The sequence below is a fragment of the Synechococcus sp. MU1642 genome (assembly GCF_020514115.1).
GTDB lineage: Bacteria > Cyanobacteriota > Cyanobacteriia > PCC-6307 > Cyanobiaceae > Parasynechococcus.
This window is the reverse complement of the sequence record NZ_VTKZ01000001.1, coordinates 49,851-75,623: the sequence shown is the minus strand read 5'-3', so window position 1 is coordinate 75,623 and position 25,773 is coordinate 49,851. Positions and strand designations below refer to the sequence as shown.

30 protein-coding genes and 1 pseudogene are annotated in these 25,773 nt (G+C 62.5%); 15 read left to right on the top strand and 16 right to left on the bottom strand.

The annotated features are described in order from the left end of the window. Positions 1 to 39: 39 nt before the first annotated feature. The 6 genes from FZZ85_RS00410 to FZZ85_RS12105 all read left to right on the top strand — a co-directional run bounded on the left by FZZ85_RS00410 (position 40) and on the right by FZZ85_RS12105 (position 4,135). Positions 40 to 1,326: a glucose-6-phosphate dehydrogenase assembly protein OpcA gene (locus FZZ85_RS00410; protein ID WP_226411122.1), complete on the top strand. Its 1,287-nt coding sequence runs from the start codon at positions 40 to 42 to the stop codon at positions 1,324 to 1,326. Positions 1,327 to 1,340: 14 nt separating this feature from the next. After that, a complete protein-coding gene (locus FZZ85_RS00405) occupies positions 1,341 to 2,768 on the top strand; it encodes a cobyrinate a,c-diamide synthase (RefSeq protein WP_226411120.1) in 1,428 nt (475 codons plus the stop codon). Continuing rightward, positions 2,696 to 3,016 (top strand): acylphosphatase, encoded by a 321-nt coding sequence (locus FZZ85_RS00400; protein WP_370631106.1) that lies wholly within the window; start codon positions 2,696 to 2,698, stop codon positions 3,014 to 3,016. Before FZZ85_RS00405 ends, FZZ85_RS00400 begins: the two co-directional genes overlap by 73 nt. A gap of 85 nt (positions 3,017 to 3,101) precedes the next feature. Continuing rightward, entirely contained in the window at positions 3,102 to 3,476 is a 375-nt protein-coding gene (locus FZZ85_RS00395; protein WP_226411116.1) for a hypothetical protein, read from the top strand. Between the two features lie 177 nt (positions 3,477 to 3,653). Further along, positions 3,654 to 3,878 carry a GAP family protein gene (locus tag FZZ85_RS12110; protein ID WP_370631087.1) on the top strand — a complete coding sequence of 75 codons (225 nt, stop codon included), beginning with the start codon at positions 3,654 to 3,656 and terminating at the stop codon, positions 3,876 to 3,878. An 8-nt stretch (positions 3,879 to 3,886) separates the two neighbouring features. Then, positions 3,887 to 4,135: a hypothetical protein gene (locus FZZ85_RS12105; RefSeq protein ID WP_370631086.1), complete on the top strand. Its 249-nt coding sequence runs from the start codon at positions 3,887 to 3,889 to the stop codon at positions 4,133 to 4,135. Positions 4,136 to 4,279: 144 nt separating this feature from the next. Here FZZ85_RS12105 and FZZ85_RS00385 read toward each other — a convergent pair whose 3' ends face one another. From FZZ85_RS00385 to folD, 7 genes are read right to left on the bottom strand one after another with little or no spacing between them, the layout of a single operon-like run. Then, complete coding sequence (locus FZZ85_RS00385) at positions 4,280 to 5,731, bottom strand: AAA family ATPase (RefSeq protein WP_226411114.1); 1,452 nt, start codon at positions 5,729 to 5,731, stop codon at positions 4,280 to 4,282. Continuing rightward, the gene (locus tag FZZ85_RS00380; protein ID WP_226411112.1) at positions 5,728 to 6,240 is read right to left on the bottom strand and encodes a divergent PAP2 family protein; all 513 of its coding nucleotides are present in this window, start codon (positions 6,238 to 6,240) and stop codon (positions 5,728 to 5,730) included. The genes FZZ85_RS00385 and FZZ85_RS00380 overlap by 4 nt, the downstream gene beginning before the upstream one ends. Then, positions 6,237 to 7,127 (bottom strand): geranylgeranyl diphosphate synthase CrtE, encoded by an 891-nt coding sequence (crtE, locus tag FZZ85_RS00375; protein ID WP_226411110.1) that lies wholly within the window; start codon positions 7,125 to 7,127, stop codon positions 6,237 to 6,239. The genes FZZ85_RS00380 and crtE overlap by 4 nt, the downstream gene beginning before the upstream one ends. 27 nt (positions 7,128 to 7,154) lie before the next feature. Then, positions 7,155 to 7,463: a hypothetical protein gene (locus tag FZZ85_RS00370; protein ID WP_226411108.1), complete on the bottom strand. Its 309-nt coding sequence runs from the start codon at positions 7,461 to 7,463 to the stop codon at positions 7,155 to 7,157. Beyond that, positions 7,464 to 7,610 (bottom strand): hypothetical protein, encoded by a 147-nt coding sequence (locus tag FZZ85_RS00365; protein ID WP_226411106.1) that lies wholly within the window; start codon positions 7,608 to 7,610, stop codon positions 7,464 to 7,466. 12 nt (positions 7,611 to 7,622) lie between these two features. Continuing rightward, on the bottom strand, positions 7,623 to 7,844 hold the full coding sequence (locus tag FZZ85_RS00360; RefSeq protein WP_226411104.1) for a hypothetical protein: 222 nt from the start codon (positions 7,842 to 7,844) through the stop codon (positions 7,623 to 7,625). A gap of 8 nt (positions 7,845 to 7,852) precedes the next feature. Beyond that, complete coding sequence (gene folD, locus FZZ85_RS00355) at positions 7,853 to 8,734, bottom strand: bifunctional methylenetetrahydrofolate dehydrogenase/methenyltetrahydrofolate cyclohydrolase FolD (protein ID WP_226411921.1); 882 nt, start codon at positions 8,732 to 8,734, stop codon at positions 7,853 to 7,855. Positions 8,735 to 8,804: 70 nt separating this feature from the next. Here folD and FZZ85_RS00350 point away from each other — a divergent pair, with 70 nt between their 5' ends. Continuing rightward, entirely contained in the window at positions 8,805 to 10,895 is a 2,091-nt protein-coding gene (locus FZZ85_RS00350; protein WP_226411102.1) for an HDIG domain-containing metalloprotein, read from the top strand. Positions 10,896 to 11,004: 109 nt separating this feature from the next. Here FZZ85_RS00350 and FZZ85_RS00345 read toward each other — a convergent pair whose 3' ends face one another. The 4 genes from FZZ85_RS00345 to FZZ85_RS00330 all read right to left on the bottom strand — a co-directional run bounded on the left by FZZ85_RS00345 (position 11,005) and on the right by FZZ85_RS00330 (position 12,740). Next, positions 11,005 to 11,610, bottom strand: a complete 606-nt coding sequence (locus tag FZZ85_RS00345; protein ID WP_226411100.1) for an RluA family pseudouridine synthase — start codon at positions 11,608 to 11,610, stop codon at positions 11,005 to 11,007. An 8-nt stretch (positions 11,611 to 11,618) separates the two neighbouring features. Next, positions 11,619 to 12,107: a hypothetical protein gene (locus FZZ85_RS00340; RefSeq protein WP_226411098.1), complete on the bottom strand. Its 489-nt coding sequence runs from the start codon at positions 12,105 to 12,107 to the stop codon at positions 11,619 to 11,621. Positions 12,108 to 12,189: 82 nt separating this feature from the next. Then, on the bottom strand, positions 12,190 to 12,492 hold the full coding sequence (locus FZZ85_RS00335) for an MTH1187 family thiamine-binding protein (RefSeq protein ID WP_226411096.1): 303 nt from the start codon (positions 12,490 to 12,492) through the stop codon (positions 12,190 to 12,192). Then, positions 12,492 to 12,740, bottom strand: coding sequence for a hypothetical protein (locus FZZ85_RS00330; RefSeq protein ID WP_226411094.1), 249 nt, complete (start codon positions 12,738 to 12,740; stop codon positions 12,492 to 12,494). The genes FZZ85_RS00335 and FZZ85_RS00330 overlap by 1 nt, the downstream gene beginning before the upstream one ends. A 90-nt stretch (positions 12,741 to 12,830) precedes the next feature. Between FZZ85_RS00330 and FZZ85_RS00325 the strand changes: the two genes are divergently transcribed. Both FZZ85_RS00325 and FZZ85_RS00320 read left to right on the top strand, forming a co-directional pair. After that, positions 12,831 to 13,277 carry a hypothetical protein gene (locus FZZ85_RS00325; protein ID WP_370631105.1) on the top strand — a complete coding sequence of 149 codons (447 nt, stop codon included), beginning with the start codon at positions 12,831 to 12,833 and terminating at the stop codon, positions 13,275 to 13,277. A gap of 70 nt (positions 13,278 to 13,347) precedes the next feature. After that, positions 13,348 to 13,557 (top strand): hypothetical protein, encoded by a 210-nt coding sequence (locus FZZ85_RS00320; protein ID WP_226411090.1) that lies wholly within the window; start codon positions 13,348 to 13,350, stop codon positions 13,555 to 13,557. An 18-nt stretch (positions 13,558 to 13,575) separates the two neighbouring features. Here FZZ85_RS00320 and FZZ85_RS00315 read toward each other — a convergent pair whose 3' ends face one another. From FZZ85_RS00315 to FZZ85_RS00305, 3 genes are all read right to left on the bottom strand, one after another. Then, positions 13,576 to 13,767: a bacteriocin gene (locus FZZ85_RS00315; RefSeq protein WP_255615914.1), complete on the bottom strand. Its 192-nt coding sequence runs from the start codon at positions 13,765 to 13,767 to the stop codon at positions 13,576 to 13,578. Positions 13,768 to 14,114: 347 nt separating this feature from the next. Further along, on the bottom strand, positions 14,115 to 14,939 hold the full coding sequence (locus FZZ85_RS00310; RefSeq protein ID WP_226411088.1) for a carbohydrate ABC transporter permease: 825 nt from the start codon (positions 14,937 to 14,939) through the stop codon (positions 14,115 to 14,117). Between the two features lie 10 nt (positions 14,940 to 14,949). Continuing rightward, entirely contained in the window at positions 14,950 to 16,572 is a 1,623-nt protein-coding gene (locus FZZ85_RS00305) for a 2-isopropylmalate synthase (protein ID WP_226411086.1), read from the bottom strand. Between the two features lie 109 nt (positions 16,573 to 16,681). Here FZZ85_RS00305 and FZZ85_RS00300 point away from each other — a divergent pair, with 109 nt between their 5' ends. Continuing rightward, positions 16,682 to 18,265 carry a 1,4-alpha-glucan branching protein domain-containing protein gene (locus tag FZZ85_RS00300; protein ID WP_226411084.1) on the top strand — a complete coding sequence of 528 codons (1,584 nt, stop codon included), beginning with the start codon at positions 16,682 to 16,684 and terminating at the stop codon, positions 18,263 to 18,265. 81 nt (positions 18,266 to 18,346) lie between these two features. Here FZZ85_RS00300 and crtL read toward each other — a convergent pair whose 3' ends face one another. Continuing rightward, complete coding sequence (crtL, locus tag FZZ85_RS00295; protein ID WP_226411082.1) at positions 18,347 to 19,585, bottom strand: lycopene beta cyclase; 1,239 nt, start codon at positions 19,583 to 19,585, stop codon at positions 18,347 to 18,349. Positions 19,586 to 19,587: 2 nt separating this feature from the next. Next, a complete protein-coding gene (gyrA, locus tag FZZ85_RS00290; RefSeq protein ID WP_226411080.1) occupies positions 19,588 to 22,209 on the bottom strand; it encodes a DNA gyrase subunit A in 2,622 nt (873 codons plus the stop codon). A 72-nt stretch (positions 22,210 to 22,281) separates the two neighbouring features. On the opposite strand from gyrA, the gene FZZ85_RS00285 reads away from it, so the two are divergent. The 5 genes and pseudogenes from FZZ85_RS00285 to rsmD all read left to right on the top strand — a co-directional run. Beyond that, a complete protein-coding gene (locus FZZ85_RS00285; RefSeq protein WP_226411078.1) occupies positions 22,282 to 22,845 on the top strand; it encodes a CAAD domain-containing protein in 564 nt (187 codons plus the stop codon). 49 nt (positions 22,846 to 22,894) lie between these two features. Further along, positions 22,895 to 24,058, top strand: a complete 1,164-nt coding sequence (locus FZZ85_RS00280; protein WP_226411076.1) for a GuaB3 family IMP dehydrogenase-related protein — start codon at positions 22,895 to 22,897, stop codon at positions 24,056 to 24,058. Positions 24,059 to 24,238: 180 nt separating this feature from the next. Beyond that, a complete protein-coding gene (gene trxA, locus FZZ85_RS00275; protein WP_006851354.1) occupies positions 24,239 to 24,562 on the top strand; it encodes a thioredoxin in 324 nt (107 codons plus the stop codon). A 26-nt stretch (positions 24,563 to 24,588) separates the two neighbouring features. After that, entirely contained in the window at positions 24,589 to 25,230 is a 642-nt protein-coding gene (gene hisH, locus FZZ85_RS00270) for an imidazole glycerol phosphate synthase subunit HisH (protein ID WP_226411074.1), read from the top strand. Continuing rightward, positions 25,227 to 25,763: pseudogene (rsmD, locus tag FZZ85_RS00265) on the top strand (16S rRNA (guanine(966)-N(2))-methyltransferase RsmD); the annotation flags it as partial. The gene hisH and the pseudogene rsmD, both read left to right, overlap by 4 nt. Positions 25,764 to 25,773 lie beyond the last annotated feature (10 nt).

Here is a 25,773-nt window from a genome sequence, read left to right as displayed (position 1 = left end):
CCTGTTTCTCAGATCTCCACGTCTCGTTCATCCGTCACCATGTCCCCTCAGCTCACCCTGCAAACCCCGCTGGAACTGGCACCTGCGGAGGTGCCCCACTACCTCGAACAACTCTGGTCCCCTGAGCAACAGGGCAGCACGGGCACCGGGGCGAACACCTTCTGCCTGCTGATCTGGCAACCCGCCTGGGCGGAGCAGCAATTGATCCGAAGTGGTCGCCTGCCTGGGCCCGTCACCGGACAGCAATCCGCCTCCTTGATCGCTGCGGGCCGCCAAGCGGTGTTGGATGGCGACCTCCCGCGTAGCACGCCGCCGCTGGATGGGGCCGTGGTGAAGGCGGTGGCTGATTTTGAGGGGCAGGCGAGCGCAGAAGACCTGCGTGGGCAATACATCGATCCGGCCCTGAGTGCACTGATGCCCCGGCGCCTGATCACCCTGGCACCAACCATCGATGCGGCGCAGCCCCTAGAAACACTTGTGGCCGCATACTGCCCGCTGCCTGAGGAGGGGGGGGGTACCACCGCCTGCGGCGATGTTGTGGTTCTGCGGGGCGGCCATGGTGCCCTGCGTGAGGGCCTTTCGATTCTCGACCCCCTGCTGCCGGAATCGATGCCGGCCTGGGTCTGGTGGAACGGCTGCATCGACGAAGCGCCGGAGCTGATGCAACGGCTCAACAGTGCACCACGGCGCCTGATCATCGACACCGCTTTGGGGGATCCGCATCAGTGCCTTGAGCTGCTGAGCAGCTGCGTGGTGAGCGGCCAGGCGGTGAACGATCTCAACTGGCTGCGCCTGCGCAGCTGGCGCGAGACCCTCGCCATGGTGTTCGACCCGCCGCAACGGCGCGATGCCTTAAGCCACATCACCCGTGTCGACATCGATGTTGAGGGCCATCACCCCGCCCAGGGACTGCTGCTGGCCGCCTGGATCGCCGATCGACTGGGCTGGACGCTGCTCTCGACCGACACGATCGAGGACGGCACCACCGCCCAGTTCAAGCGCTCCGATGGAACGGAGGTGACCTTCCAACTGATGGCTGTGTCGACGGGGCAGCCCAACGTGCATGCCGGCCAGATGGTGGGGCTTCGACTCATTGCCGAACCGGAAAACAAGCAAGGCGTGTGCGTGATTCTCTGCGCTGAATCGGGGGGCTGCATGCGTTTAGAGGGGGGAGGCATGGCCAACCTCGATCTGCATGAGGAAGTGGTTCCCGTCCAGCACGACACCCCTGAAATGGATGTAGCCCGCTTGCTGGGCGGCGGTCACGACAGCACCAACCCCTTGTTGGCCGCTGCAGCTCCACTGGCTGCCAGGCTGCTGGGCTGATCCGCGTCTGAGCCATGGCCGCTGTTATCGCTGCACCAGCCAGTGGCAGCGGCAAAACCCTGTTGAGCCTGGCGCTGTTGAGCTGGGCCCAGCAGAACGGACGCCGGATTCAAGCTTTCAAGGTGGGACCGGACTATCTCGATGCCCAGCTGCTCAGCCAGGCCTCAGGTCAGGCCTGTCGCAACCTCGATCTCAATCTCTGCGGGGAAACCTGGGTTCGCCAGGCGTTTCACGGTTACGGAGGTGCCTCTGAGCTGACCCTCGTGGAAGGGGTGATGGGGCTCTTCGATGGCATCGGCAGCAGTACAACCGGAAGCACCGCCGACGTGGCCCGCCTGCTGGAACTGCCAGTGGTGCTGGTGCTGGATGCCTGTGGTCAGGCCGCCTCCCTCGGTGCCATCGTGCGCGGATTCCGCGATCACGATCCCCAGCTGCACATCGCCGGTGTGGTGCTCAACAAAGTCAGCAGCCCCAGGCACCGGGAGCTGCTGGCCGAGGTGCTGGATCGCATGGGGGTGCCATTGCTGGGCTGCCTGCCGCGCAGCGAAGCCCTGGCCCTGCCGGGCCGTCATCTCGGGTTGGCCCCGGCCCATGAATTGGAGGCCCCCGAGCAGCGACGCCAGGCATGGGCCGCTCTGGCCAGACAGCACCTGAACCTGGAACGCCTGGAACCCCTGCTGCAGGCACCCCGCCCCGGGCCGCAGCCCCTGGCCAACATCCCCATGGAACAGGGACAGCCCCTGCCAGTGGCACTAGCCAGTGATGCCGCCTTTCACTTCCGCTACCTGGAAACCAGCGAACTGCTGGATCACATGGGCATGCCCGTGCTCCGCTGGAGCCCCCTGGCAGATGAGGCCATCCCTTCAGAAGCCAAGGGACTGATCCTGCCGGGCGGTTTCCCCGAACAGCACGCCGCCCAGCTCAGCGGCTGTGAGCGAAGTTTGAGCTCGCTACGGGCCTTCGTGCAGCAGCGACCGATCTACGCCGAATGCGGCGGGATGCTTGTACTTGGAGACCAGCTGACCGACCTCGATGGCACAAGCCATCGCATGGCGGGCCTGCTTCCCTTCACGGCCCAGCGCGGCCCGCTGCAGGTGGGCTATCGCCGCCTGCAGGCACGTCGGGACAGCCCTGTTGTGCAGAGCGGTCAGCAGCTGGTGGGTCACGAATTTCACCGCTGGGAACTGCACACCAAACGGCCGTCCTCCGACAGGTCAGTGCTGTGGGACATTGAGGGATGGAAAGTCCATCGACATTCGGAAGGATGGGTCGATCAGACAGTTCACGCGAGCTGGGTTCACCTGCACTGGGCAAGCTCTACGACGATCTGCTCCCGATGGCGCGCCGCGCTCGAAGCCGGGGAGAAGCGATCGGCAAGCGCTTCGTCAGCCGCCAGCAACCCCCGCGAATCCAACCCTTCGCCGAACGCTGGCGCTGGATGATCGAAGGCCGCGTTCAACGGGTGGGGTTCCGCGCCAGCTGCAATCGGCGCGCCCTGGATCTCGGCATCAGCGGTTGGGTGCGCAACCTCAGTGATGGCCGTGTGGAAGTTCAAGCCGAAGGGCCACCGCTGGCCTTGTCTGAACTACGGGCCTGGTGTGAAGTCGGGCCGCCGGGTGCAAGGGTGCTTCGGGTGACACCCAGCCAGCTCCCAGTTACGGGCGACGATTGGTTCGAAGTGCGCTACTGAGAAACTCAGGCGAAAAGATTGAGAAGGAGGGTTCCGCGCTCCGCCTATCTCGCTACGGCTCAAACAAGACCTTCGCGCCAGTCGCATGCTTGGCTTCGGATTTGTCCTTTTGATCACCGCGCTGCCCCTGCTTGGCATGGAGGCCATGAGTACGCGACGGGAAACCAGCAAGAAGGTGTTCGATTCCGCGGCAGAGGCCCTCGACGCCTGTCAGAGCTGGCAGCACGGGGAAGGAAAGTTTTCAGCCCTGATTCCCGCAGCTGCACCAGTGTCAACGCTGGCGCGGCCTGTCCAGACTGACATCAGCAGCTGCGAGGCCGATCTGGAGGATGCGCTGGTGCTGGGGCGCCGTTACAGCGTTGTGCCCGGCATGAATTACAACAAAGCGCTGGGGTCGCTGCACCGCCCGATCTGTCGCACCTTTCTTTACCTGCTGCCGGATGGCAAAACTGACGACTGAAGCCCCTGGCGTTCCTTGAGCAACTTCCTCGACACCAAAGACAAAGCCTTCTGGAGAGCCCTTCTCGGTGTTGTGAGTTTGGGGGTAAGCATTGGCCTGGCGGCCCTGATCCTGAGCCTCTAAAGGCCGATAGCGGGACCCCGAATCTGGACAGTACTGCTGACCTACGGGCTTGGCGTGGCGCTGTCGCCCATCCACATCGTTATGTTGCTGGAGGGCTCGCCGCTGCTGCGCGGGGGCTTGTTTGTAGGCGGCTGGCTGCTGACCAGCGCCCTTGCGGTGATCGGGCTACTGCAGCTGGGCAACGGACTGCTGCTGGACATGACCCATGCATCCGACCACCGCACCGGCCTGGATCTGATCGGCGGCGGAGCGTTAATCGCGCTGGGCGGGCGGAACTGATCCAAGGGGTGCTGGATGACGGAGCAGCCCCCGCCTGGAGCGGTGCTGTGGATCGTTTCACCGCGATGCCGCTTCCCTTGCTGTTGCTGATCAGCAGCGTCACTGAAGTGATCAGTCCCGACGACCTGTTGTTGTTCGCCAAAAGCGCCGCCGTGATCCCGACCGCGCAATTGCCCCTGCAGGAGGAGATTGCCTTCAGCATCGGCTTCAGCATCGCCGCCACTGCCCTGCTGCTGGTTCCGTTTCTGGGGGGGTAATCGGACGCCAGGGGATTCTTCCTCTGCTCCAACGCGGCAAAACTGCCCTGCTGCGCCGGGGAGAACTGGTGGTGGGCAGCCTAAGTTTCGGGCTTGGGACTTATCGGGGCTGGCAGGGGATCAGCGGCCTGATGCTCTCCTTATTCATACTGGGTCCGTAGTGTTATCAAATTCACGCTGCCAGGCAGCGCGCAGATCAGGCGAAGTCTCCCCTCCAAGCAACCAAACCCCCGTGCGGGCTCGGGACACTGCGACATAACAGAGCTGCTGGCGAATGGCTGGGTCGGCCCGGAACACATCCGGCGCCACAAAGACATCCCCGAAACTGCTGCCCTGACTGCGGTGCACCGTGAGCACCGCCGCCGGCCCAAGGGAAGCGAAGGCATCACGAATCAGGAAGTACTGCCGCCAGATCGCGCGACCGTTTTTCTTGCCGGCATCACGGGCCTGCTTGCGCAGCCGCTGCATCACCGCATCGAGCTCCTGACGACCAGAGCTGCCAATCGGCGGCTGCAAGCGGAGGGTGAGCTCCAGATCCCCCGCATTCACCGTTGCGGAGAGGGTCTCGATTACCGGCACAGGTCCGTCGGCGGAGGACAGGCCGAAATCCGCCAGGTCACAGGCCTCCGGCTTAACGTCCCGCACCGTCACTTCACGGTTGGAGCCAAGCACCATGTCGGGTTCTTCTCCAGCCTCTTCTCCATCCCTTGAGGCCGGGGCCATCACCGCGGTTCGAGTGATCAACACCTCACCGGGCAGCACTGGCATCTGATCCGCCATTTCCCCATGGATCGCGCGGCGGGCATGGGGCACCAAACGATCCAGGGTGCGGTTCGTGTAGCAGAGGATGCGTGCAGCATCGGGGTTGTCTTGCACCGAGGCGTCCCGCAAGGCACGTCGGGCCTGATCAAGCCACTCCCGTTGCACCAGGCTGCGCACCTGCCCCTGCAGAGAACGAATCGGCGGCAGCAGCGGTGGCATCTGGCAGGGCAGGCGCCCCTCCCGTAGACCCACCGCCAGCCGCAGCACCGGGCCTTGATGCCGCACCACTTGGGTCAAGGTGGCAGAACAGGACCGTTGCATCGCAAACACGGGACTGTTCTGCTCGCCCACCGGTGGCAACTGGGCTGGGTCGCCTACAAACACCAGACGGGTCTTGAACGGATGGGCGCACTGGAGGGCGATGCCCAACAGGGTGCTGTCCACCATCGAGGCTTCGTCAATCAGCACAAGGCCCAGGTTCTCCAGGGCCATGGCCGTCTGCTCGGTGGGTTCGCAGAGTTCAGCGTCGGCAGAGCGCTTGAGCTTCAGCCGCAACAAGCGATGGATGGTGGAGGGATACCAGGTGGGTTGGAGCCCCTCCAACTCCAAGGCCTGGCTCAAGACGCCCACCGCTTTGTGGGTTGGGGCAACGACGGTCCAACACAAACCGCTGGCTTCCACCTGACGCAGCAGGCGCATGGAAAGAAATGTCTTGCCGCTGCCAGCAAAACCACTGAGCACGAAGGGAGTGCCATCCACGGGCTGCTTGAGCCAGGCCGCAAAGGCATCCGCCGCGGCCTGCTGATCAGCGGTGAGGTCCGCGGCGGCGGTCACCCCAGCCCAGCTCCAAGACCCGACAGCAGATGCAGCGGTGATCCCACAAACTCCAAGCCAGGCAGAGCAATGGCAGGACCCATCAGGCTGCCCACCAGCACCTGCAGCCGGCTGTGGCCCAGGCTTTCCTTGAGGGGTTTCTCCGGAGCGTCCGGCCAGAGCAAATCAGGCAAACCATTCACCCGTTCCGCCGTCAGCCCGGCATTACGCCGAATGCCACTTGCGTCGTACATGACAACGAACGCCACCATCGCCGCAAGGGCGAAGAGGGGGTGATCAAAACCCAGGGTCCAGCCCACACAAGCTGCCGTGCCTGTGACCAAGGCGGAATGGCTCGACGGCATGCCGCCGGTTTCGATCAGCACCGACGGACGCCAACGGCGATGCAGGAGCAACTCAAGGAACAGCTTCGACAGCTGGGCAACGCCACAGGCCATCAAGCCCCAAGTGAGCGAACTGTTGTCGAAGAACTCCCGCAAGACCGCATGGGAAGGCGTGGCGTCGATCATCGGTCGCGGCTGGTGATGAAGTCGGCCAACGCCAGCAGGGGAATGGCCTTCTCGGCCCAGGGTTGAAGAGACTCTTTCGCTTCGTTCACCAGCGCATCAGCGCGGCGGCGGGACTCGTCGAGCCCCAGGAGCTTGGGATATGTGGTCTTATCAGCGATGAGGTCCTTGCCGGCGGTTTTACCGAGCACCTCGCTGCTCGCCGTGATGTCGAGGATGTCATCGATGATCTGGAAGGCGAGGCCGATCCCCCTTGCGTAGATGCGAAGGGCGTTGATCAGCGCCTCATCGGCGCCGCCGATCAACGCCCCAGTGATCACACAAGCGCTCAAAAGGGCTCCGGTTTTGTGGAGATGGATGTACTCGAGGGTTTCAAGATCCACCTCCTTGCCCTCGCTTTCCAGATCCACCACCTGGCCGCCTACCAGGCCAGGAGCCCCGGCCACCAACGACAGTTCTCCCACCACCTTGAGCAGGCGCTCAGCCGGCACATCCGGACTGCGCAGCGCCACCATTTCAAAGGCGCGGGTCAGCAGGGCATCACCCGCAAGGATGGCGACCGCTTCGCCGTACACCATGTGGTTGGTGGGACGACCACGGCGCAGGTCGTCGTCATCCATGGCCGGCAGGTCGTCGTGAATCAACGACATGGTGTGGATCATTTCCAGCGCCACGGCTGTGGGCAGGGCCTGCGTCGCCTCCCCGCCCGCCAGCTCGCAGGCGGCAAGGCAGAGAATCGGGCGCAGACGCTTGCCACCGGCAAGCAGGGAATAGCGCATCGCTTCCCTGAGGGACTCCGGCCGCTCAGGACCAAGCGATCCATCGAGGGCCGCTTCCACCTGCTCTTTGGCCTTGCCGAGATAGGCCTTGAAATCGAACTCGGCGCTCATGGGTGGACCCTGGCTGGCGGGATTCTCTCAGGCCGAGCCCTTACCAGCCGAGAGGGACCCATCCATCGGATGGGGTGTTCGCATCTCGCGTCCCTTGCCTGGCGCCGTGGTGATGGCCAGGTCGTAAGAAACCGAATAGCGAGGGCCGCTTCCCTCGTAAGGGAGCACCCGATAGCGCAGGTCCGAGGGGAACATCAAAAGACTGTGGGGCATCGGCGCGAACACACCACCGGAGACAGCCGCGTCGCGGTATGGAATCGCCATCACATGGCTGAAGTAATCATCGGGCGCCTCAAATTCCAGCTCCCCGCTCTCGTTGGCCGGATCCGTCAACACTTAAAACACTTCGCTCAACTGGGCATTGCGGTGGTTGTGGAGATCCACCGTTCCGCCATTCCTCGCACACACCACGGGCCAGGCTTTTGGGATATTGGCCACAAGACCGTGATCCGGGCCTAACAGCGAACGGAGATAGGCCGACACCTGCTCGCCCAACTACACGTTCAGCCACAGGAGCGCATCCATGCGATGCAACTGATCCAGGCCGGCATGGCGCAACAGATCCCCAGTGAGGTTGTTGCGATCGCTGCACTCGGGGTGCAGATACACCCGGGCATCGCACTGCTCTAGCTGCTGCTGCATGGCTGCTGCCATGGCGGCATGCGGCTCGAGATCCACCTGCAGAACGGGGGTGGGGAACAGCCAGTGCAGCGACATGGAACCGATCAGGGCACGAGATCGTCTAAATCATGGCCAAGGTTGTGGCGTCTGCACCAAGCCACAACGGTGTTTACCAGAAGCATCGTCACCGTCATCGGTCCCACACCGCCAGGGACAGGCGACAGCGCAGAAGCGATCGACTCGATTTCAGCCGCTCGAACATCACCGCACAATCCACCTTCCGGCTTGCGGTGTATGCCGACATCCACCACCGCCGCTCCCGGCCGCACATGCTCGGCCCCGATGAACTCAGGACGGCCGGCTGCCACCACAAGAATGTCGGCTTCGCGAGTGTGGGCTACCAGATCGGCCGTGCGGGAGTGAGCAATGGTGACGGTGGCGTTGGCGGCCTGCAGCATCAAGGCCATTGGCTGCCCCACAAGGATGCTGCGGCCGATCACCACAGCGCGCTTGCCCGCTGGATCGATGCCATTGCTGCGCAGCATCGCCATCACCCCTGCGGGGGTGCAGCTGCGCGGGCCCGGTTCCCCCTTGAGCAGCCGTCCGAGATTGAGGGTGTGCAGGCCATCGGCATCCTTTTCAGGATCGATGGCCATCAGCAGCGGCCCCTCATCGAGGCTGGCCGGAAGGGGAAGCTGCAGAAGGATCCCGTCTACTTCCGGGTTGGCGTTCAACCGTTCAATCGTTTGAAGCACCTGCGCTGGAGGCGTGTCGGCGGGGAGGTGATCGCCAAAGCTGGCCACCCCGATCCGAGCACAGGCCTTTTCCTTGTTGGCCACATAGACGGCGCTGGCGGGATCATCACCAACCCTCAGCACCGCCAAGCCCGGCGGTCGCCCCGTCTCGGCCAGACGCCGTTCGATCAGGGTTTGAAGACGATGCTCCACATCCCTTGCCAGCACCTTGCCGTCCAAACGCAGGGCCATGGCATCCACGTGCACTCCGTCCAGCATGCCCTCTAGAGAGAGCTAGCGTTAGGTTGCTACAGGGTCCTTTTTGGTTCGCGTTCCTCGGCTGAGCAGCCTTTGGCGGAACTGGGTGCGGCTCGAAGGCCCAGGGGGTCGCCTGCTGCGCTGGACGCGACTGCAGACCCTCGTTGTTTTGTTGCTATGCCTTTCTGTGGCCGTAGCCTCAAGCCTGCCCTGGCTGATCAAGCCGAAAGTCCAACCCGGATCGCTGGCCCCGTTTGAAGCCATCGCTCCGAAAGATGCACTGGTGCGGGACAGCACCGCCCTCGAGCAGCAGCGGGCCTCTTTGGTGGCGCGATCGGTGGTGCAGGTCATCGATCAGGAGCAGACCCAAGCACTCAAACAACGGCTCGAACAACAACTGCTGCAGCTGCAGGAGGTCACCAAAACTGGATCTGGGGCCCGGATCGGGCCGGTGAACCTGTCTGAGCCGGAGAAGAAATGGCTGGAACGACGCAGCGAACGGGAACATCTGGTCTGGGATGAGGCGGTGCGCAGCACCGCTCATCGCATGCTCAGCCAAGGGCTGGTTAGCAATTTGGCCGTTGAGCAATTACGCCAGGCGGCCAACCTTCAACTTAAGCCGGTTGCCCTGCAGCCACCGGCAGCGAGCTCCCTGGCCGGCAAGGTGCTAATCAGCGCCCTGCGCGGCAGCAGCAACCTGCGCACCGACCCAAACCTGAGCAAACAGCTGATCGAAGAACAGCTGACCAAACAGGCCATCCCCACCATCGAGGTGCGCAAGGGGGATCTCATCACCCGCAAGGGCGAGCCGATCAGCCCCCAGGCCTACGACGTGCTGGATTATTTCGGCCGCGTGCGTCGCGAACCCCAACCGTTGATCTGGTTCCAACGGTTTGTTGAAGCCGCTGCAGCCTGCGCAGTGATGCTGTTGGTGATGCGGCGCGAACGGCCTGGCCTGGAAGTGCGCCACGCCCTGCTGGCGGTGGGCCTGCTGCTGCTGGTGCAGGGAGCGAAACTTTGGTTCAAAGGAACCGTGAGCCCTCTGGCCATCCTTGTGCCGCCCAGCCTGCTGCTGGCGGAGGGACTGGGCACCGGTTGCGGGTTGGTCTGGATGGGTGTGGCCGCTCTGCTCTGGCCAGAACCCGTGCAGGGACTGGGGGATGGTCGCCTGCTGGTGGCAGCAAGCGTAGCCGCCGCTGGGGCCTTGATCGCGGGCCGTCAACGCAGCCGCGGCCAGCTGCTGCAACTGACGGTGCTCCTGCCGATCGGCGCCCTTGTGGGCCAGTGGCTGCTGCTGCAGCTTCAACCCTTCACCGGCCTGCGGCTCTGGGGAAGCCTGAATCCAAGCCTGGATGAACTGGCCACCGATGCCTTGCTGCTGGGGGTTGTCCTGATGTTCAGCCTGCTGCTGATCCCGATGCTGGAAGGATCCTTTGGCCTGCTCACCCGGGCACGGCTGCTGGAGCTGGCGGATCAGGAACGGCCTCTGTTGCGCCGCCTCTCATGCGAAGCCCCGGGAACCTTTGAGCACACCCTGATGATCTGCGGCCTGGCGGAGGAGGGGGCGCGGGCGATTGGCGCGGATGTGGATCTGATCCGGACCGGGTCGCTTTATCACGATGTGGGCAAACTGCATGCTCCGGACTGGTTCATCGAAAATCAGAAGGACGGCCCTAATCCCCACGACGCGCTGGATGACCCCCAGGCAAGTGCAGCGGTGCTTCAAGCCCATGTGGATGAGGGGTTGAAGCTGGCGCGGCGTCACCGCCTACCCCGGCCCATCGCCGATTTCATCCCTGAGCACCAGGGCACCTTGAAGATGGGCTACTTCCTGCACAAGGCCCAGGAACGAGGCGGAGTGGTTGAGGAGCGCCGCTTCCGTTACAGGGGCCCGGAACCCCAAACCAAAGAAACAGCGATCTTGATGCTGGCGGATGGCTGTGAGGCGGCGTTGCGATCCCTCCCTCCCGACACCTGCGATGCCCAGGCAGTGGACACGGTGAGGCGGATCGTGGAAGCGCGGCAGCGGGATGGACAACTGCGCAAAAGCAGCCTCAACCGCAGCGAAGTGGAACTGGTGATTCGTGCCTTCGTGCAGGTGTGGCGGCGGATGCGCCACCGCCGCATTCCCTATCCGATCCCGGCCCGTCGCTGATGGCCTGAGGGCTCATCGCTTACAACGACCACAACGCCACACCACTGGTGAACACGGCATACATGCCCAGGGGAATCGCCTTGGTGTTGCCACTGCGCAGCGTCCAAGTTCAGCACTCAATTGCAAAGGGAAGCTCCTGCGCGATCAAACGGACGCGTTGCTGAGTAAATGGATGTCGAAAGCTCAGGGCCTGGGCATGCAGATGCATGCGAAAGGAACGGCCGACATCCCCGTAGATCGGATCTCCCACGATGGGATGGCCCCGTTCGGCCAGATGGACCCGCAGCTGATGGGAGCGCCCCGTGAGCGGACGCAACCAGAGCCGCGTGCAGTGGGAACCAGCGGCAAGGGCTCGCCAGATCGTCAGCGCCAGACGACCCTCCGGGTGGCTGCCGTAGCGCGGCGGTTGGCGCGAGAGACGCGCCAACGGGCTAGCAATGCAGCCGCTTCCGTGAAGCTCCCCCTCCACATCCGCCTGATACAGCTTGTTGATCCTTCGTTCAGCAAACAGGGCACTGAGCCGCCGCAGGGCATCAGCGCTTCGGGCCAAGAGCAGCACCCCCGAGGTGTCGCGGTCCAGGCGGTGAACCAGGCGCAGGCCTTGATCCTGCTGCTGCAAGCGGGTGATCACAGAATCGCTTTGCTCCGGCCCCAGGCCCGGTTGGCTCAGCAGGCCGGCGGGCTTATCGACCGCTATCAGCCATGGGTCCCGCATCAGCAGCTTCAAGGGGAGAGCCGCTTGGCGCAGTGTTTTTCAAACAAGGCCACCACCTGCTCCTCTGGCAGGGCCTGAATCAGCCGGGCTTCGAACTCAACGTGATGCTGACTCGAGTGATACAGCTGCAACTCATGAAAACGATTGGGGTCCTGCTGACGGGCCAGCTCCACCTCACGACTGAGCAAGGCCGCCGGCATCAGATTGCCGCCGTTGCACAACTGCATCACATGGGCTGATTCATGGGCCAGCACCACCCAAACCACCGCTGGATCATCGGGGAGGTTGTTGCCGCACATCAACAGGGCCTGCTTGCCCTCATGGAAGGCCCCCAGCAAGCCCAAAGGGCAGTCTCTCGCTACCAGGGCATTCACCCCCGCCCGCTGCAGCATGCGCAGGTAACTGGCAATGCGATCCCACGTTGACGCTTGAACAGCACTGCCCGTCAGCTGCACAACCAGCAGTGCCAACAGCGCAGCCCTGAAACCGCGACCCATCAAGCCAGGGACCACACAACGATCTCATTGGTCTCAAGATCGGCTCAGTCCGGATCGAAACCCACCGAAGTTCTACAGATTTTTAATCGCCGAGAAGCTCTTTCACTGAGGCGACCTTCTCAGCGAACGACTGCTGCCGATCGGTGCGGGTGTTGAGCTTGAGCGTTGTGTAAAGGCGCGGGGCGCCCATGCCATGCAATTCGGCGTGACAAGCCCGCACACAGTCCATGACCTCGTCCCACGGGCCTTCAATCGCCGTGCCATTGGGACCCAGCTGATGGCTCAAGCCCGTGGCAGCGATCACCCGCTCACAGGCGGCGATGTAAGGCGAAAGACTGACGCCGACACCGATCGGCACCACGCAGAGGTCAACACTGACCCACATCAACCCACTGTCGCACTGGATCGGTTCAAGCAACTCACTGGGTAGTCGATGGTGCGCCAACTGCCGCTGTCAGTTCGCACTTCAACCGCAATACCCTGCTGACCCATGGAACATCGGGACCCTTGCCCCGTGCACCACTCGCTGGCATCAGCGAGTGCCAGTTCCAACGTGTCGTAGGGGGCGTCGAGCACCGGATGCGGTTGACCGTCGAGGCCAACCAACCGGTAGCGGGAGCGACGCTTGGCCATCGCAGTCCAATCCCGGAAGTGTCACCATCTTCCCATAATCGTGGCCGAGCGTCATTCACACACTTGAGCCAGCAACGGGACGGCAACGGCATGAGTGAACAGCTCCAGCAGGCCTACAACGCGCTGATGGTGAAGGCTCCGGGGGCAGCGTTTCAAAAAGCACGGGCCCTTTATCTCAACAAATATCCACTTCCCCAGGCCGACAGCAGCGGGCCACTGCGGCTCTACGTCTGCGAGGAGCAACTGGAGGAGTCGATTCAGCCCGCCAACGATGGCGATCCGAATCACCGCCTGGCGATTCTCCGCTCACGGCCGGTGAAGTTGGCCGTGGTTCACTGGCAACAGCCCTATCGGCCCGAGCTGGAGCAACTGCGCGGCTACCTGCAAGACACATGGTCTCTCAACCTGGACGATCTGGAGATCGAGTCCCTCAGCACCCCCTGGTTCCGTGAGGGAGGACATCAGAGCCGCTTTGCCTCACCCAAGGGGTTGAGCTGGCAACAACAAACTTTATTAACCCTCAAGGAAGAAAAGTAAAAGCAATTCTGCAGTTCGCGCCAAGCCGCAGCAATGCATCGCTAGCGACCAAATAGAGCCCTCTCAGCCAATGCTCAGTAAGTACGCCGAACGCTACGTGCTGCGGTCCTGTTCAGCCGGCGGCTATCTCGGCGTCAATGCCGTGGATCAACGCATCGAACGCCAAACGTCCCCTGACAACGCCTGGATCTTTCACACCCACGAAGGTGCAGTGAACCACGCCCGTTGGATTGGCGAAGTGCACGGGGAAACACCAGACGTGGTGAAGCTAGATCAATGACATGAGAGGCGGCGGGGATCAGCCGTGGATGAAATTGCTCAGGAGCCGCACTTCCGCAGCCTGATCCTGCTGAAGCTCAGCTGCCGTTCGCACGTGGTGCTCACGCTGCTGCGCCGCGAAGACATCCGCCTCACTCAAGGCAAAGCCATGCTCAGCAGCGAGCCTGAGAAACCGCTCGAGGTCCATGGGCTGCGCCAGGGTCTTGGCCAGATCGGGATCGCTGTCGCCAAGGGTGAGAAACCGATCCAGATCCTCAAGAGAGATCCCGGCAAAACTTGTTGCGTGCCCCCATTCAAGTCAGCATCGGTCCAAGTGGGTGAGGTTGGATGCTGATGAAACTGATCAGCTGAGGCAGCCTGGCGCTGGTGAGTGTTCTGGTGGTGACCCCGCTGCAGGGATTGCGTCAGCACAACCAACGCATCTAGGCGCTTCGGGAACGGATCGATCAGCTGGAGGAGCGCGCGCCGAAGCGTGCTCACAGCGACTTGCTCAGCCAACAGATGGGTGTGATCCAAGAACGCATGGATGCCTTCGCAGCCATGCGCACCACAGCTCCTTCATCCCTTCACCGCATCCCCACTGGCATTGGGCAGGATGAAACGCTGCAACAGCACAAACAAGACCAGCACCGGCAGGATTGAGACCACCGAGCCGGCGGCAACGATGCGCCAATCCAGCGAAAAGCTGCTGGATAGTTGCTGCAGGCCCAAAGGCAAGGTGTAGAGGGATGGGTCGTCAAGGATCACCAGCGGCCAAAGGAAATCACTCCAGGTGCCGATGAAGACGAACATCGCCAGGGTGATCAGATCGGCTTTGGCGGCGGGGATCATCACGTTCCACCATTCCCCCAGGCGGCTGCAGCCATCAATCCGTGCCGCCTCCTCCAGCTCCTTGGGAACGCCGAGGAAGCTCTGGCGCAGCAGATAGAGACCAAAGGCGGTGGCTGCCTGGGGAATCACCAGGGCCAGCAGAGTGTTGCGCAGTCCCAGCTGCACCATCAGCAGATACATCGGAATCATCACCACCTGAAACGGGATCAGGATCGTGGCCACCACCAAGCCCAGCACGAGGCCTCGGCCGGCGAAGCGCAACCTGGCCAGGGGGTAGGCGGCCAGGGAGCAGAACAGCAGGTTGGCCAGCACCGCCAGGCCACTCACCACGGTGCTGTTCAACAGATAAGTGGTGAGGGGATTGTCTCGAAACAGCCGGATGTAGGCATCGAGGCTCGGCTGGGCGGGCAGCAACGCCGGCGGACTCCTGAAGATGTCTTCGGCCGGACCCTTGAGCGAGGTGCTCACCAACCAGAGCAACGGCGTGAGCACCAGCAGCGCCAGAAGAATCAGCAACACCAGCTGGACAGCCCGAGCGGTGGAGGTGCGCATGGCGTCGGATCTAGAGCGTCGGTCGGCTCTCCAGAACAACAGGATCCTTCTGGGGATGCAATGACTGGCGCTCCTCTCCGGCCACAAGGCGATTGAGGGCATTCACGAAAGCCATCGCCGCCGCCACCACCACATCGGTGTCGGCAGCGTGGCCGGAATAGAGGGCACCGTTGCGGCGCAGACGAATGGTCACATCGCCCATGGCATCGATGCCCTCGGTGACCGACTTGACCGAGAACTCGATCAATTCATTGGGCACACCCGCCAGATCATTCAAAGCACGGCAGACGGCATCCACCGGACCGGTGCCCACCGCCGAACCTGTGGCCTCACTGCCCTCTTCATCGAGAAGGGTGACGGTGGCAGTGGGGCGCAGGCTGCTGCCGCAGCTGACCTGCACGAGCTTGAGCTGGAAGCGGGCTTCCGGCTGCTGCACCTGTTCGCTGACGATCGCCTCGAGATCACGGTCGGTGATCTCGCGCTTGCGATCAGCAAGTTCCTTGAAGCGGGCAAAGGCTTCATCAAGGTCCTCACGGATGAGGTCGTAGCCCAGCTCCTCCAGACGGGCGCGAACGGCACTGCGGCCGCTCAGCTTGCCGAGGGAGATGCGGTTGTCGGACAACCCCACGGTCTTGGCATCGATGATTTCGTAGGTGAGCCGGTTCTTGAGAACGCCGTCCTGGTGGATGCCGGATTCATGGGCGAAGGCATTGGCACCAACAATCGCCTTGTTGGGCTGCACCACCATGCCGGTGAGATTGGACACCAACCTTGAGGTCTTGGTGATCTCTTCGGTGCGCACGGCCGTAAGCGGCGTGGGGCTGTCTTCATCCCGGCCAAAGAACGGGTTGTAATGACGCCGCCGCACGTGCAACGCCATCACCAACTCCTCGAGGGAGGCATTGCCGGCCCGTTCGCCAATGCCATTGATCGTGCATTCGAGCTGACGCGCGCCGTTCTTAACGGCCTCGAGAAAATTGGCTACGGCCAGGCCGAGATCGTTGTGGCCGTGCACGGAGATCACGGCATCGCCGATGTTGGGCACGTGCTGATTGATCCCTGCGATCAAGGCACCGAACTCCGACGGGGTGGTGTAACCGACGGTGTCGGGAATGTTGATCGTGGTGGCGCCAGCAGCAATCGCCGCCTCAATCACCTCGTAGAGAAACTCCGGATCGCTGCGGCCGGCGTCTTCACAGGAGAACTCAATGTCTTCAACAAGGGAGCGGGCATAGCTCACCATTTCGGGAACGATGCCGAGCACATCGCCACGGCTCTTTCGCAGCTTGTGCTCGAGGTGGATGTCGCTGGTGGCGATGAAGGTGTGAATGCGACGGCGCGGTGCTGGCGCCACGGCATCAGCACAGGCCTTGATGTCGGCCCGCGAGGCACGGGCCAGGCCGCAGATGATCGGGCCGTTATCGCCACCCACCTGCTGGGCAATCCGCTGCACAGCGGCGAAATCACCGGGGCTAGCAAAGGGAAATCCCGCCTCGATCACATCCACACCGAGCCGCGCCAGCTGCTGGGCAATGGCCAGCTTTTCCTCCAGGTTGAGGCTCGCCCCGGGCGACTGCTCACCATCCCGCAGGGTGGTGTCAAAAATCAGGACGCGACCGGGGTCCTTGGCCATGGAAGAGGCTCCAGCGGAGGTCTTAGTCGGAATGACTATGAGTTAAAACATATTAGTTCAGCCCCCAAGGGGGAAACGGATTAAGGTCAGCCACCGTTTGGGCTTGTTCGTGACCAAAGGCGCTGTCGCCCTGGTGTTGCATGCCCATCTGCCTTACGTGCGGTCGGCACAACCTGGCTCCCTGGAAGAGGACTGGTTTTTCCAGGCCCTCATCGAGTGTTATTTGCCGCTGTTGGAAACGCTGGAGCTGGCCAGCGCCGACCCCAACCAGCAGCCCAGACTCACCATCGGCTTGTCGCCGACGCTGCTGTCGCTGCTGAGTGATCACGACCTGAAGAAGCGTTTCCCCCAGTGGCTGAAAGAACGGCTGGATCTCCTCCCGAAGGCCGACCCATCACTGCGTGCAGGCGCCGAGCACCTTGCGGCCGCAATCGAGAGACATAAGCGGGCCTGGCAGAGCTGCGACGGCGATCTGATCCAGCGCTTCGCCGCCCTGCAGCGCGATGAGGTGGTGGACCTGCTCACCTGCGGCGCCACCCACGGCTATCTGCCCCTGCTGCGCCATCACCCGGAAGCGGTGCGCGGCCAACTGCGCACGGCGGTGCGGGAACACCAACGCCTGGTGGGCGAACGCCCCTTGGGGATCTGGTTGCCCGAATGCGCCTATTACGAGGGCCTGGACCGCTGGATGCGCGATGCCGGGCTTCGCTACGCCGTGCTGGACGGGCATGGGCTGCTGCATGGCCGGCCCCGGCCCCGCTACGGCGTGTACGCGCCGATCTGCAGCCGCAACGGGGTGGCTTTCTTCGGGCGTGACAGTGACGCCACCCTGCCGGTGTGGTCGGCCAAGGACGGCTACCCCGGCGATCCCCACTACCGGGAATTCCACCGAGATCTGGGTTGGGACCTACCCATCGAAGAGCTCAAGCCCCTGAGGCTGGATCAGCCTCGCCCGCTGGGCCTGAAGCTGCATCGAGTGACCGATCACAGCGCGCCGTTGGACCGCAAACGCCCCTACGAACCAGGTGTGGCTGCTGAACGGGTGAAAGAGCATGCCGCCGATTACTTACAGGGCCGCCACCGGCAGTTGGATCAGCTCGAGAATGCCATGGAAGTTTCCCCACTGTTGGTGGCGCCCTTCGATGCGGAACTGTTCGGCCACTGGTGGTTTGAAGGGCCGGCTTTTCTCAGCCAGCTGTTCGAACAGGCTCCCCAGGAAGGGGTGGCCTTCACCCGGCTACGCGATGTACTGAACAGCGTTGGCCAACTTCAGCTCTGTGATCCTTCCCCCTCCAGCTGGGGGCAAGGGGGCTATCACGACTACTGGCTGAACGACAGCAACTCCTGGATCATCCCCGAGTGGGAAAAGGCCAGCGCCGCGATGGTGCAGCGCTGCAGCCGCGGGGTGGGCAGCGAGCAGGCGATGCAGTGGCTGCGACAGGCGGCTCGGGAACTATTGCTGGCGCAGTCGTCGGATTGGAGCTTCATCCTTCGGGCCGGCACCACCACCGAACTTGCCCGAGAACGGGTGCAACGCCACCTGGGCCGCTTCTGGCAACTGATGCAGGCGATCGACGGCACAACCGAACTGCCTGAGGGCTGGCTCGAGGAGGTACAGATGGATGACCGCCTTTTCCCGCTGATTCAGCCGCTCGACTGGGCCCCGGTGACCCCCTCAGCTCCAAACGAATGAACCAAAAGGTCCCCCAAACAGGGAATCCATTGGTGTTCATCACTCCCCCAACTGAGGGATCGGAACTTACCTGAAACAATCTCAAAAGCGCGGAGCTTGCCCCTGAGCCGCCCCCAGCACCAGCCCCCGCCGCAATTCCCAAGGCGAAAGGGCAAACAAGTGGAGCATCACCCCCATCAAGCGCGGCAGCGGCAGGGTGTTGGTGAGGAAGCCAAACCACTCCTCTCTGGGCAGCGAGAAAAACGTGGCGAAGTGGGTGCGCAACAACGCTTCGTTGAAGCCCATCAAGCGGCCCAAACCGAATTGATAGAGCTGATGGCGCAGTACCAACTCAATCGGCCAGAGCGCCTGCCAACCCCTTTGTGCCAAGGCCTCTGAGCCAAGGCTTTGATTGGCGAGGGCTTCAGCGATGGCCTGGGCCAGATCAGGACCCCGCCGCAGCAGCGATCCCACCATGTAGCCCGAAGCTGGGTGCACCATGCTCGCCGCACCCCCAAAAGCCAGAACAGGCTGGTTGCGGTCCGGCAGCGGCAGGTTCATCGGGAAAAGGCAGAACTCCTCATGGATCACCTCGGTGATCTCCACGCCGCGCAGACCCAAACGCTGTTGTAGCCGTTGCTTGAGTACGTCGTAGGGAACACCCGGTGCCAAAGCAAGCGAGGTTTCTTCCACGAAGAACACCCCATCGCCCAGATCCATCGCATACAAGAACGTGGGTGGTTCGCTGCGCTGTGCTGCGCTGAGGTGATCACAGCGGTAGTCCATCAACACAAACCGGCCCGGCTCAATCGGCAGTCCGGAGAAACGTCCCACCACGCCGTAAGCCGCCTGGCCCGCAACCGGCCCCTGATTCGGGCGGCGAATGTGGGGCGTGCGCGAACCGGAGGCATCGATCACCAATCGCGCATTCAAAATCGTTCCCGATGCACAACGGACGCTGGCGATTGGACCGGTTGCGTCTACCCGTTCGGCCGTGTCTTGATGCCAGACAACACCATCAGCCCGCTCCCGCCAATAACGCTGCAGAGCAGATCGATCGAACAAGCCGTAGTCAATCCCGTGGGAATAGCTCTGATCCTGAGCCGTTGATCCGCCTTCACCGAAATAACTGACGGTGTCACTCCAGCGGTGCTCCAGCAGCTGCTCGAGACCCAACGCTTTGAGTTCATCGGTCCAGATGCCGTAGGTGTTCGGCCATGAGTTGTCGATCGAATCGGGGGCGATGCCAGCAACAGCCACACCCCGTTGGTTCAGCTCCGAAGCGATGCAGAGGGCAGCAGGACCGCCGCCCAACACCAGCACATCCACCGGCTCAGCCAAGGTCAGCTGTCCTGTGCGCTGCTTTCAGTGTCACTCGAATCGGTGTCGTTTGACGTGTCGTCGTCAGCAGAGTCGTCGTCCGCTTCCGGCGGCACCAGCACCACCTTCAGCAGACGGTCGCCCTTGTCGAGCTTCTGCAGACGCACGCCCGTTGCCGCACGGGATTGCTGTGGAATGGCATCGGCGCTGGTGCGCACGATCACCCCCTTCTCGCTCACCAGCAACAACTCCTCACCGGCACCGAGCACGCTCAGCCCCACCAGCTCATCAGCTTCGGTGCGGAACTTCATCGCCCGCAGGCCCATGCCGGCCCGCTTCTGCAAGCGGAACTGCGTCACTGGCACCCGCTTGCCCAGCCCCGAGGCCGAAGCCACGAGCACCCAGGGGCCTTCACTGGCGGCATCCTCTTCATCGTCGGCGCTGGCGGCCACCTGATCGGCGAGTTCCACGGGCAGCACATCCATGCTCACAAGGGCATCGCCATCGCGCAGGTTCATCGAACGCACGCCGCGGGCGGTGCGGCCCAGGGGCCGCAATTCCTCGTCACTGAGGCGGAAGTGAATGGTCATCCCGGCTTTGGAGCCGATCAAGACGCTGTCGCCAGGCACCGCCAGGCGCACCCAGGTGAGGGCATCGCCTTCCTCCAGGTTGATGGCGATCAGACCATTGGAACGGATGTTGCTGAAGGCCGAAAGCCGGGTGCGCTTGATGAAGCCTCCAGTGGTGAGCATCAACAGATCGGTGTCGTCGCTGAACTCCGACACCGGGATCAAGGATGTGATCGCCTCTTCCCGGGGAATCGGCAACAGCTGCACCACCGGCGTTCCTTTAGCAGCTCGGCTGCACTGGGGCACGCGGTAGGCGGGCAGGGCGTACGACACACCGCGGTCGCTGAACAACACCAAGGTGTCGTGGTCGTTGCAGCTGATGAACAGCTTCACCGCATCTTCACCCTGGCTTCGGGTGCCTGCCTTTCCGCGGGTGCCGCGGCTAGTGGCTTCAAATTCGCTCACCGGCATCCGCTTTAGGTAACCGGTCTCAGTGAGCAGCACCACCGAACGTTCATTAGCGATCAGGTCGATGTCGGATAGGCCACCACCGAGGTCAAGGATTTCGGTGCGGCGAGGCGTCTGGTAGCGATCCTGCAGTTGACCGAGCTCGTCCTGGATGATTCCGAAGACCCGCTCACGCCGGCCAAGGATGTCCTTGTAATCGGCGATCTTGGTGACCAGATCCTCGTGCTCGAGCCGGATCTTGTCAGCTTCCAGAGCCGTCAGACGACGCAGCTGCATCTGCAGGATTGCATCGGCCTGGATGTCGGAGAGGCCATGGCGCTCCTGCAGCTGTTGCCGCGCCGTGGCCGTATCGGGAGCAGCCCGGATCAAGGCAATGATCGGATCCAGCTGATCGAGCGCCAGCAGCAGGCCCAGCAGAATGTGGTCACGTTCTTCGGCCTTGCGAAGTAAGTAGCGGGTGCGGCGCTCGATAGTCTCGACACGGAAGTCGAGGAACACCTCGAGCATCTTGCGCAAGGTGAGTAGGACTGGCTCGCCGTTCACCAGCGCCAACATGTAAGCGCTGAAGTTGCTCTGCAATGGGGTGAGCTTGAACAGGTTGTTCAGCACCACCTGTGGGTAGGCGTCACGACGCAGTTCCACCACGATCCGCATGCCATCGCGGTCGCTTTCGTCGCGGATGTCGGAAATACCCTCGAGCTTCTTGTCGTTGACCAGCTCTGCAATGCGCTCAATCAGCGCCGCTTTGTTGGTCTGATAGGGCAACTCCGTAATGATCACAGCATCGCGATCGGGGCGTCCTGGCACCTCGAGCGTTTCAATGTTGGCCACTCCGCGCATCGTCACCGAGCCACGGCCGCCCAGGTAGGTCTCGCGGATGCCTTCCCGCCCCAGGATCTGACCACCGGTGGGGAAATCCGGGCCAGGGATCAACTGGATTAACTCCTGATCGGTGACCTCCGGGTTCGCGATCAACGCGAGTAAGCCATCAATCAGCTCATTTAGGTTGTGAGGCGGAATATTGGTCGCCATCCCCACGGCGATGCCCGCTGAACCATTCAGCAGCAGCTGCGGGATCCGAGCAGGAAGCACGGTTGGCTCCTGCTGCGAGCCATCGAAGTTATCGGCGAAATCAACTGTCTCCGCCTCAATGTCTTCCAGGAGGCTGTCGGTGGTCAGCGCCCGCAACCGCGATTCTGTGTATCGCATGGCCGCCGGTGGATCGTTGTCCACCGAGCCGAAATTGCCGTGCCCGTCAATTAGAGGCATCGACATGGAGAAGTCCTGGGCCATGCGCACCAGGGCGTCGTACACAGCGGTGTCGCCGTGGGGGTGATATTTGCCGAGCACTTCGCCCACCACACGGGCGCACTTGCGGTAAGGCCTGTCGCTGGTGAGGCCCAGCTCGTACATCGCGTACAGGATTCGGCGATGCACCGGCTTGAGGCCGTCGCGGGCATCGGGCAGTGCCCGACCCACGATCACGCTCATCGCGTACTCCAAGTAGGAGCGCGACATCTCGTTGCGTAGGTCTGTCTGAATAATCCGATCGTCGGAACCGCCGGGACCGCCGGGACCGCCGCCGCCAGGCCCCAAAGAATCCGTCATACGTGCTTCAGACGTCCTCTATCAGTCTATCTCGGACAGTGGAAGCAACTGAAAAGTCCGGATAAAATCCCGATGCTTTCCACTGACGTGATGGGTCCTGTAGACGAGCCGCGCCCTGAAGCCAAAATCCCAGGCAGCGACCCCACGCCAACACCAGAACCCACTCCTGCGCCGACACCGGAGTCTGAACCGACTCCGACACCCATTACTGCCCCAACACCCGAGCCCACTCCATCGCCCACGCCCGACCCGGTGATCGCCTCCACCGTGTCGATTCCTGCTCAAGAGAGCACCGATCAGGACGGCGGCCAATTTGAGGGTGGCGAATGGGAGCTACTGGTGGGCAAGGTGAAGGACTGGCTCGAGCAAAGCAATCTGGGTGAGCTCTGGACTAAGGCCCAGCTTCCGCTGCGGGTGGTTGGCGGCTTGATCGTCTTCAGCCTGGTTTCGACGGTTTATACCGGTGTGCTCAACACCATCAACAGCATCCCTCTGGTTCCAGGCCTACTGGAGCTGGTCGGCGTGATCTGGTTGGTGAACTTCGCCCTACGCAACTTGATTCGCAACAGCGATCGGGACAACTTCATCAAGGGTGTCCGCTCCACCTGGAGCCGTGTGACAGGCCGATCAAGCTGAGACGATCATCCCGATTGGTAGCTTGATCTGACTTTATTGAAGTCGCGCGGTGGACATTCAGCTCGGACGCTCCAAGACCGTTCGCCGGGCCTACGGAATCGATGAAATCGCTCTGGTGCCTGGGGGTCGCACGGTGGATCCCGAGGTCACCGATACCCGTTGGACCTTAGGGGGCATCAAGCGCGAGATCCCCATCATCGCCAGCGCCATGGACGGCGTGGTGGACGTGGGCATGGCCGTTCGCCTGTCCCAACTGGGCGCCCTCGGCGTGCTCAACCTTGAGGGTGTTCAGACCCGCTACGAAGATCCCAATCAGGTGCTAGATCGCATCGCCGCCGTAGGCAAGGACGACTTCGTCCCGCTGATGCAGGAGATCTACAGCCAGCCGGTTCAAGAGACGCTGATCCGCAAACGGATTCAGGACATCAAGACCCAGGGAGGCATCGCTGCCGTCAGCGGCACACCGGTGGCCGCCATGCGTTTCGGCAAGGCCATTGCCGAAGCCGGAGCCGATCTCTTTTTTGTGCAGGCCACCGTGGTCTCAACGGACCACACCGGACCTGAAGGCCAAGAAACCCTGGATCTGAAAGCCCTTTGCCGCGACATGGGCGTTCCCGTGGTGATCGGCAACTGCGTCACCTATGACGTGGCCCTGCAGTTGATGCGGGCAGGCGCAGCCGGCGTGATGGTGGGCATTGGACCCGGTGCCGCCTGCACCTCCCGTGGGGTTCTCGGCGTGGGCATTCCCCAGGCCACGGCGGTTGCCGACTGCGCCGCCGCTCGGGCCGATTACGAAAAGGAAAGCGGTCGCTACGTGCCGATCGTTGCCGACGGTGGCATCGTCACCGGCGGTGACATCTGCAAATGCATCGCCTGCGGCGCCGATGCAGTGATGATCGGCTCCCCCATCGCCCGTGCTGAGGAGGCTCCCGGCCGAGGCTTCCACTGGGGCATGGCCACCCCAAGCCCGGTGCTGCCCCGCGGAACCCGCATCAATGTGGGCTGTACCGGCAGCATCGAACGCATCCTCCGAGGCCCGGCCAAATTGGACGACGGCACCCATAACCTGCTGGGCTGCCTAAAGACATCCATGGGCACTCTGGGAGCCCAAACCATCAAGGAGATGCAGCAGGTGGAGGTGGTCGTGGCACCCTCCCTCTTGACGGAGGGCAAGGTCTACCAAAAGGCCCAGCACCTCGGAATGGGCAAGTAATGCAGGGCTAAATTAGGAGTGTGCGGGCTTCGGCCCACACACTCCTCACACCCCCCGGCCCGGCGCGATCGGGCTTTCACTCTTTTTCGAGAGCGACTGTCACAGATCCCTTCTCGGCAGACAAGTGCTGTGTTTTCGCTTGAAACCGTTGCTAAATTCTCTCTAAATTCCCCTGCTCATATGTCCAGCGCTGCTGCTGTCACCGACGCATCCTTCGAGCAGGACGTGCTCCAAAGCGACGTGCCCGTCCTCGTGGACTTCTGGGCACCCTGGTGCGGACCTTGCCGCATGGTGGCTCCGATTGTTGAGGAAATCGCCAAGGAATTTGACGGTCAAATCAAGGTGTTCAAGCTCAACACCGACGAGAATCCCAACGTTGCCAGCCAGTACGGCATCCGCAGCATCCCGACCCTGATGGTGTTCAAGGGCGGGCAGAAGGTGGACACGGTGGTAGGCGCTGTTCCCAAGGCAACCCTCTCAGGCACCATCTCCAAGTATCTCTGAATCCTTCTCCAGAACAGATCAACCGGTTGAGTCTGAACCTCGGGTTAATCGATTACGGCATGGGCAATCTCCACTCCGTGGAGAAATGCCTGAAGCGACTTGGTCAAGGCTGCTCATTGATTCAGCATGTCGATGATCTGGAGGGCATTGATGCGCTGATACTGCCCGGTGTCGGCGCCTTTGATCCAGCCATGACCAACCTCAGGGCCACGGGTCTGGTGCCCCATCTGCTGCGCTGGGGGCAAGAGGACCGTCCTTTGCTTGGCATTTGCCTTGGCCTGCAGCTGCTGTTCGAGCAGAGCGATGAAGGCAACGATCCAGGCCTGGGGCTTCTAGCCGGACGGGTGGAACGCCTGCCCAGCAAAAGCGGCGAACGCATCCCCCACATGGGCTGGGCCCAGTTGAAGCATCACGGCAACTGTCCGCTGCTCAGCAGCAAAGCCCCCTCGGAATGGGTTTATTTCGTGCACAGCTACGCCGCTGTTCCCACCGATCCGAATGACCTCAAGGCCTCGGCCCCCTTCGGTGATCAGAAGGTCACCGCTGTTGTCTGGCGGGGCCGAGTTGGCGCCTGCCAGTTTCATCCGGAGAAGTCGTCCGATGCCGGAGAACAGATGCTCAAGCGCTGGTTGATCTGGCTTCGCAACGGGGCTGACCCCTTCCCATGAGCGGGGGAGGGCAACTGCGTCTCAGTGGTGGTCGACGTCTGCTGAGCCCTGGGGGACGCACGGCTCGGCCCACCACCTCGAGGGTGCGCGAGGCCGTCATGAACATCCTCGCCCCGCACCTGCATGATTGCCGCTGGCTCGACCTCTGCAGCGGCAGCGGCGTCATGGGCTGTGAAGCACTGCAGCGGGGTGCGAGCTGTGTGGTGGCCGTTGATCAAGATCCGCAGTGCATCCGCATCTGCCGCTCCAACCTCACTGCGGTGGCAGCAAGCCTTTCACCGACCCCGGAGATCCGCACCGAACGGCGGGAAGTGATCGCATGGCTGCGCAAAGCGTGGAGGCAGGACCCATTCGACATCATCTACTTCGACCCCCCCTACGACCAGGGCCTTTATGAACCCTGCTTTCTCGCCCTCGCCCATGGGAATTGGCTTCACCAGGACTCGCTGGTTGTGTGTGAACATCGCTCCAATATCAACCCTGTACCGGGCTCAGGTTGGACGGTTCTGGATCGGCGCCGCTACGGCATCAGCAGCGTGCTGA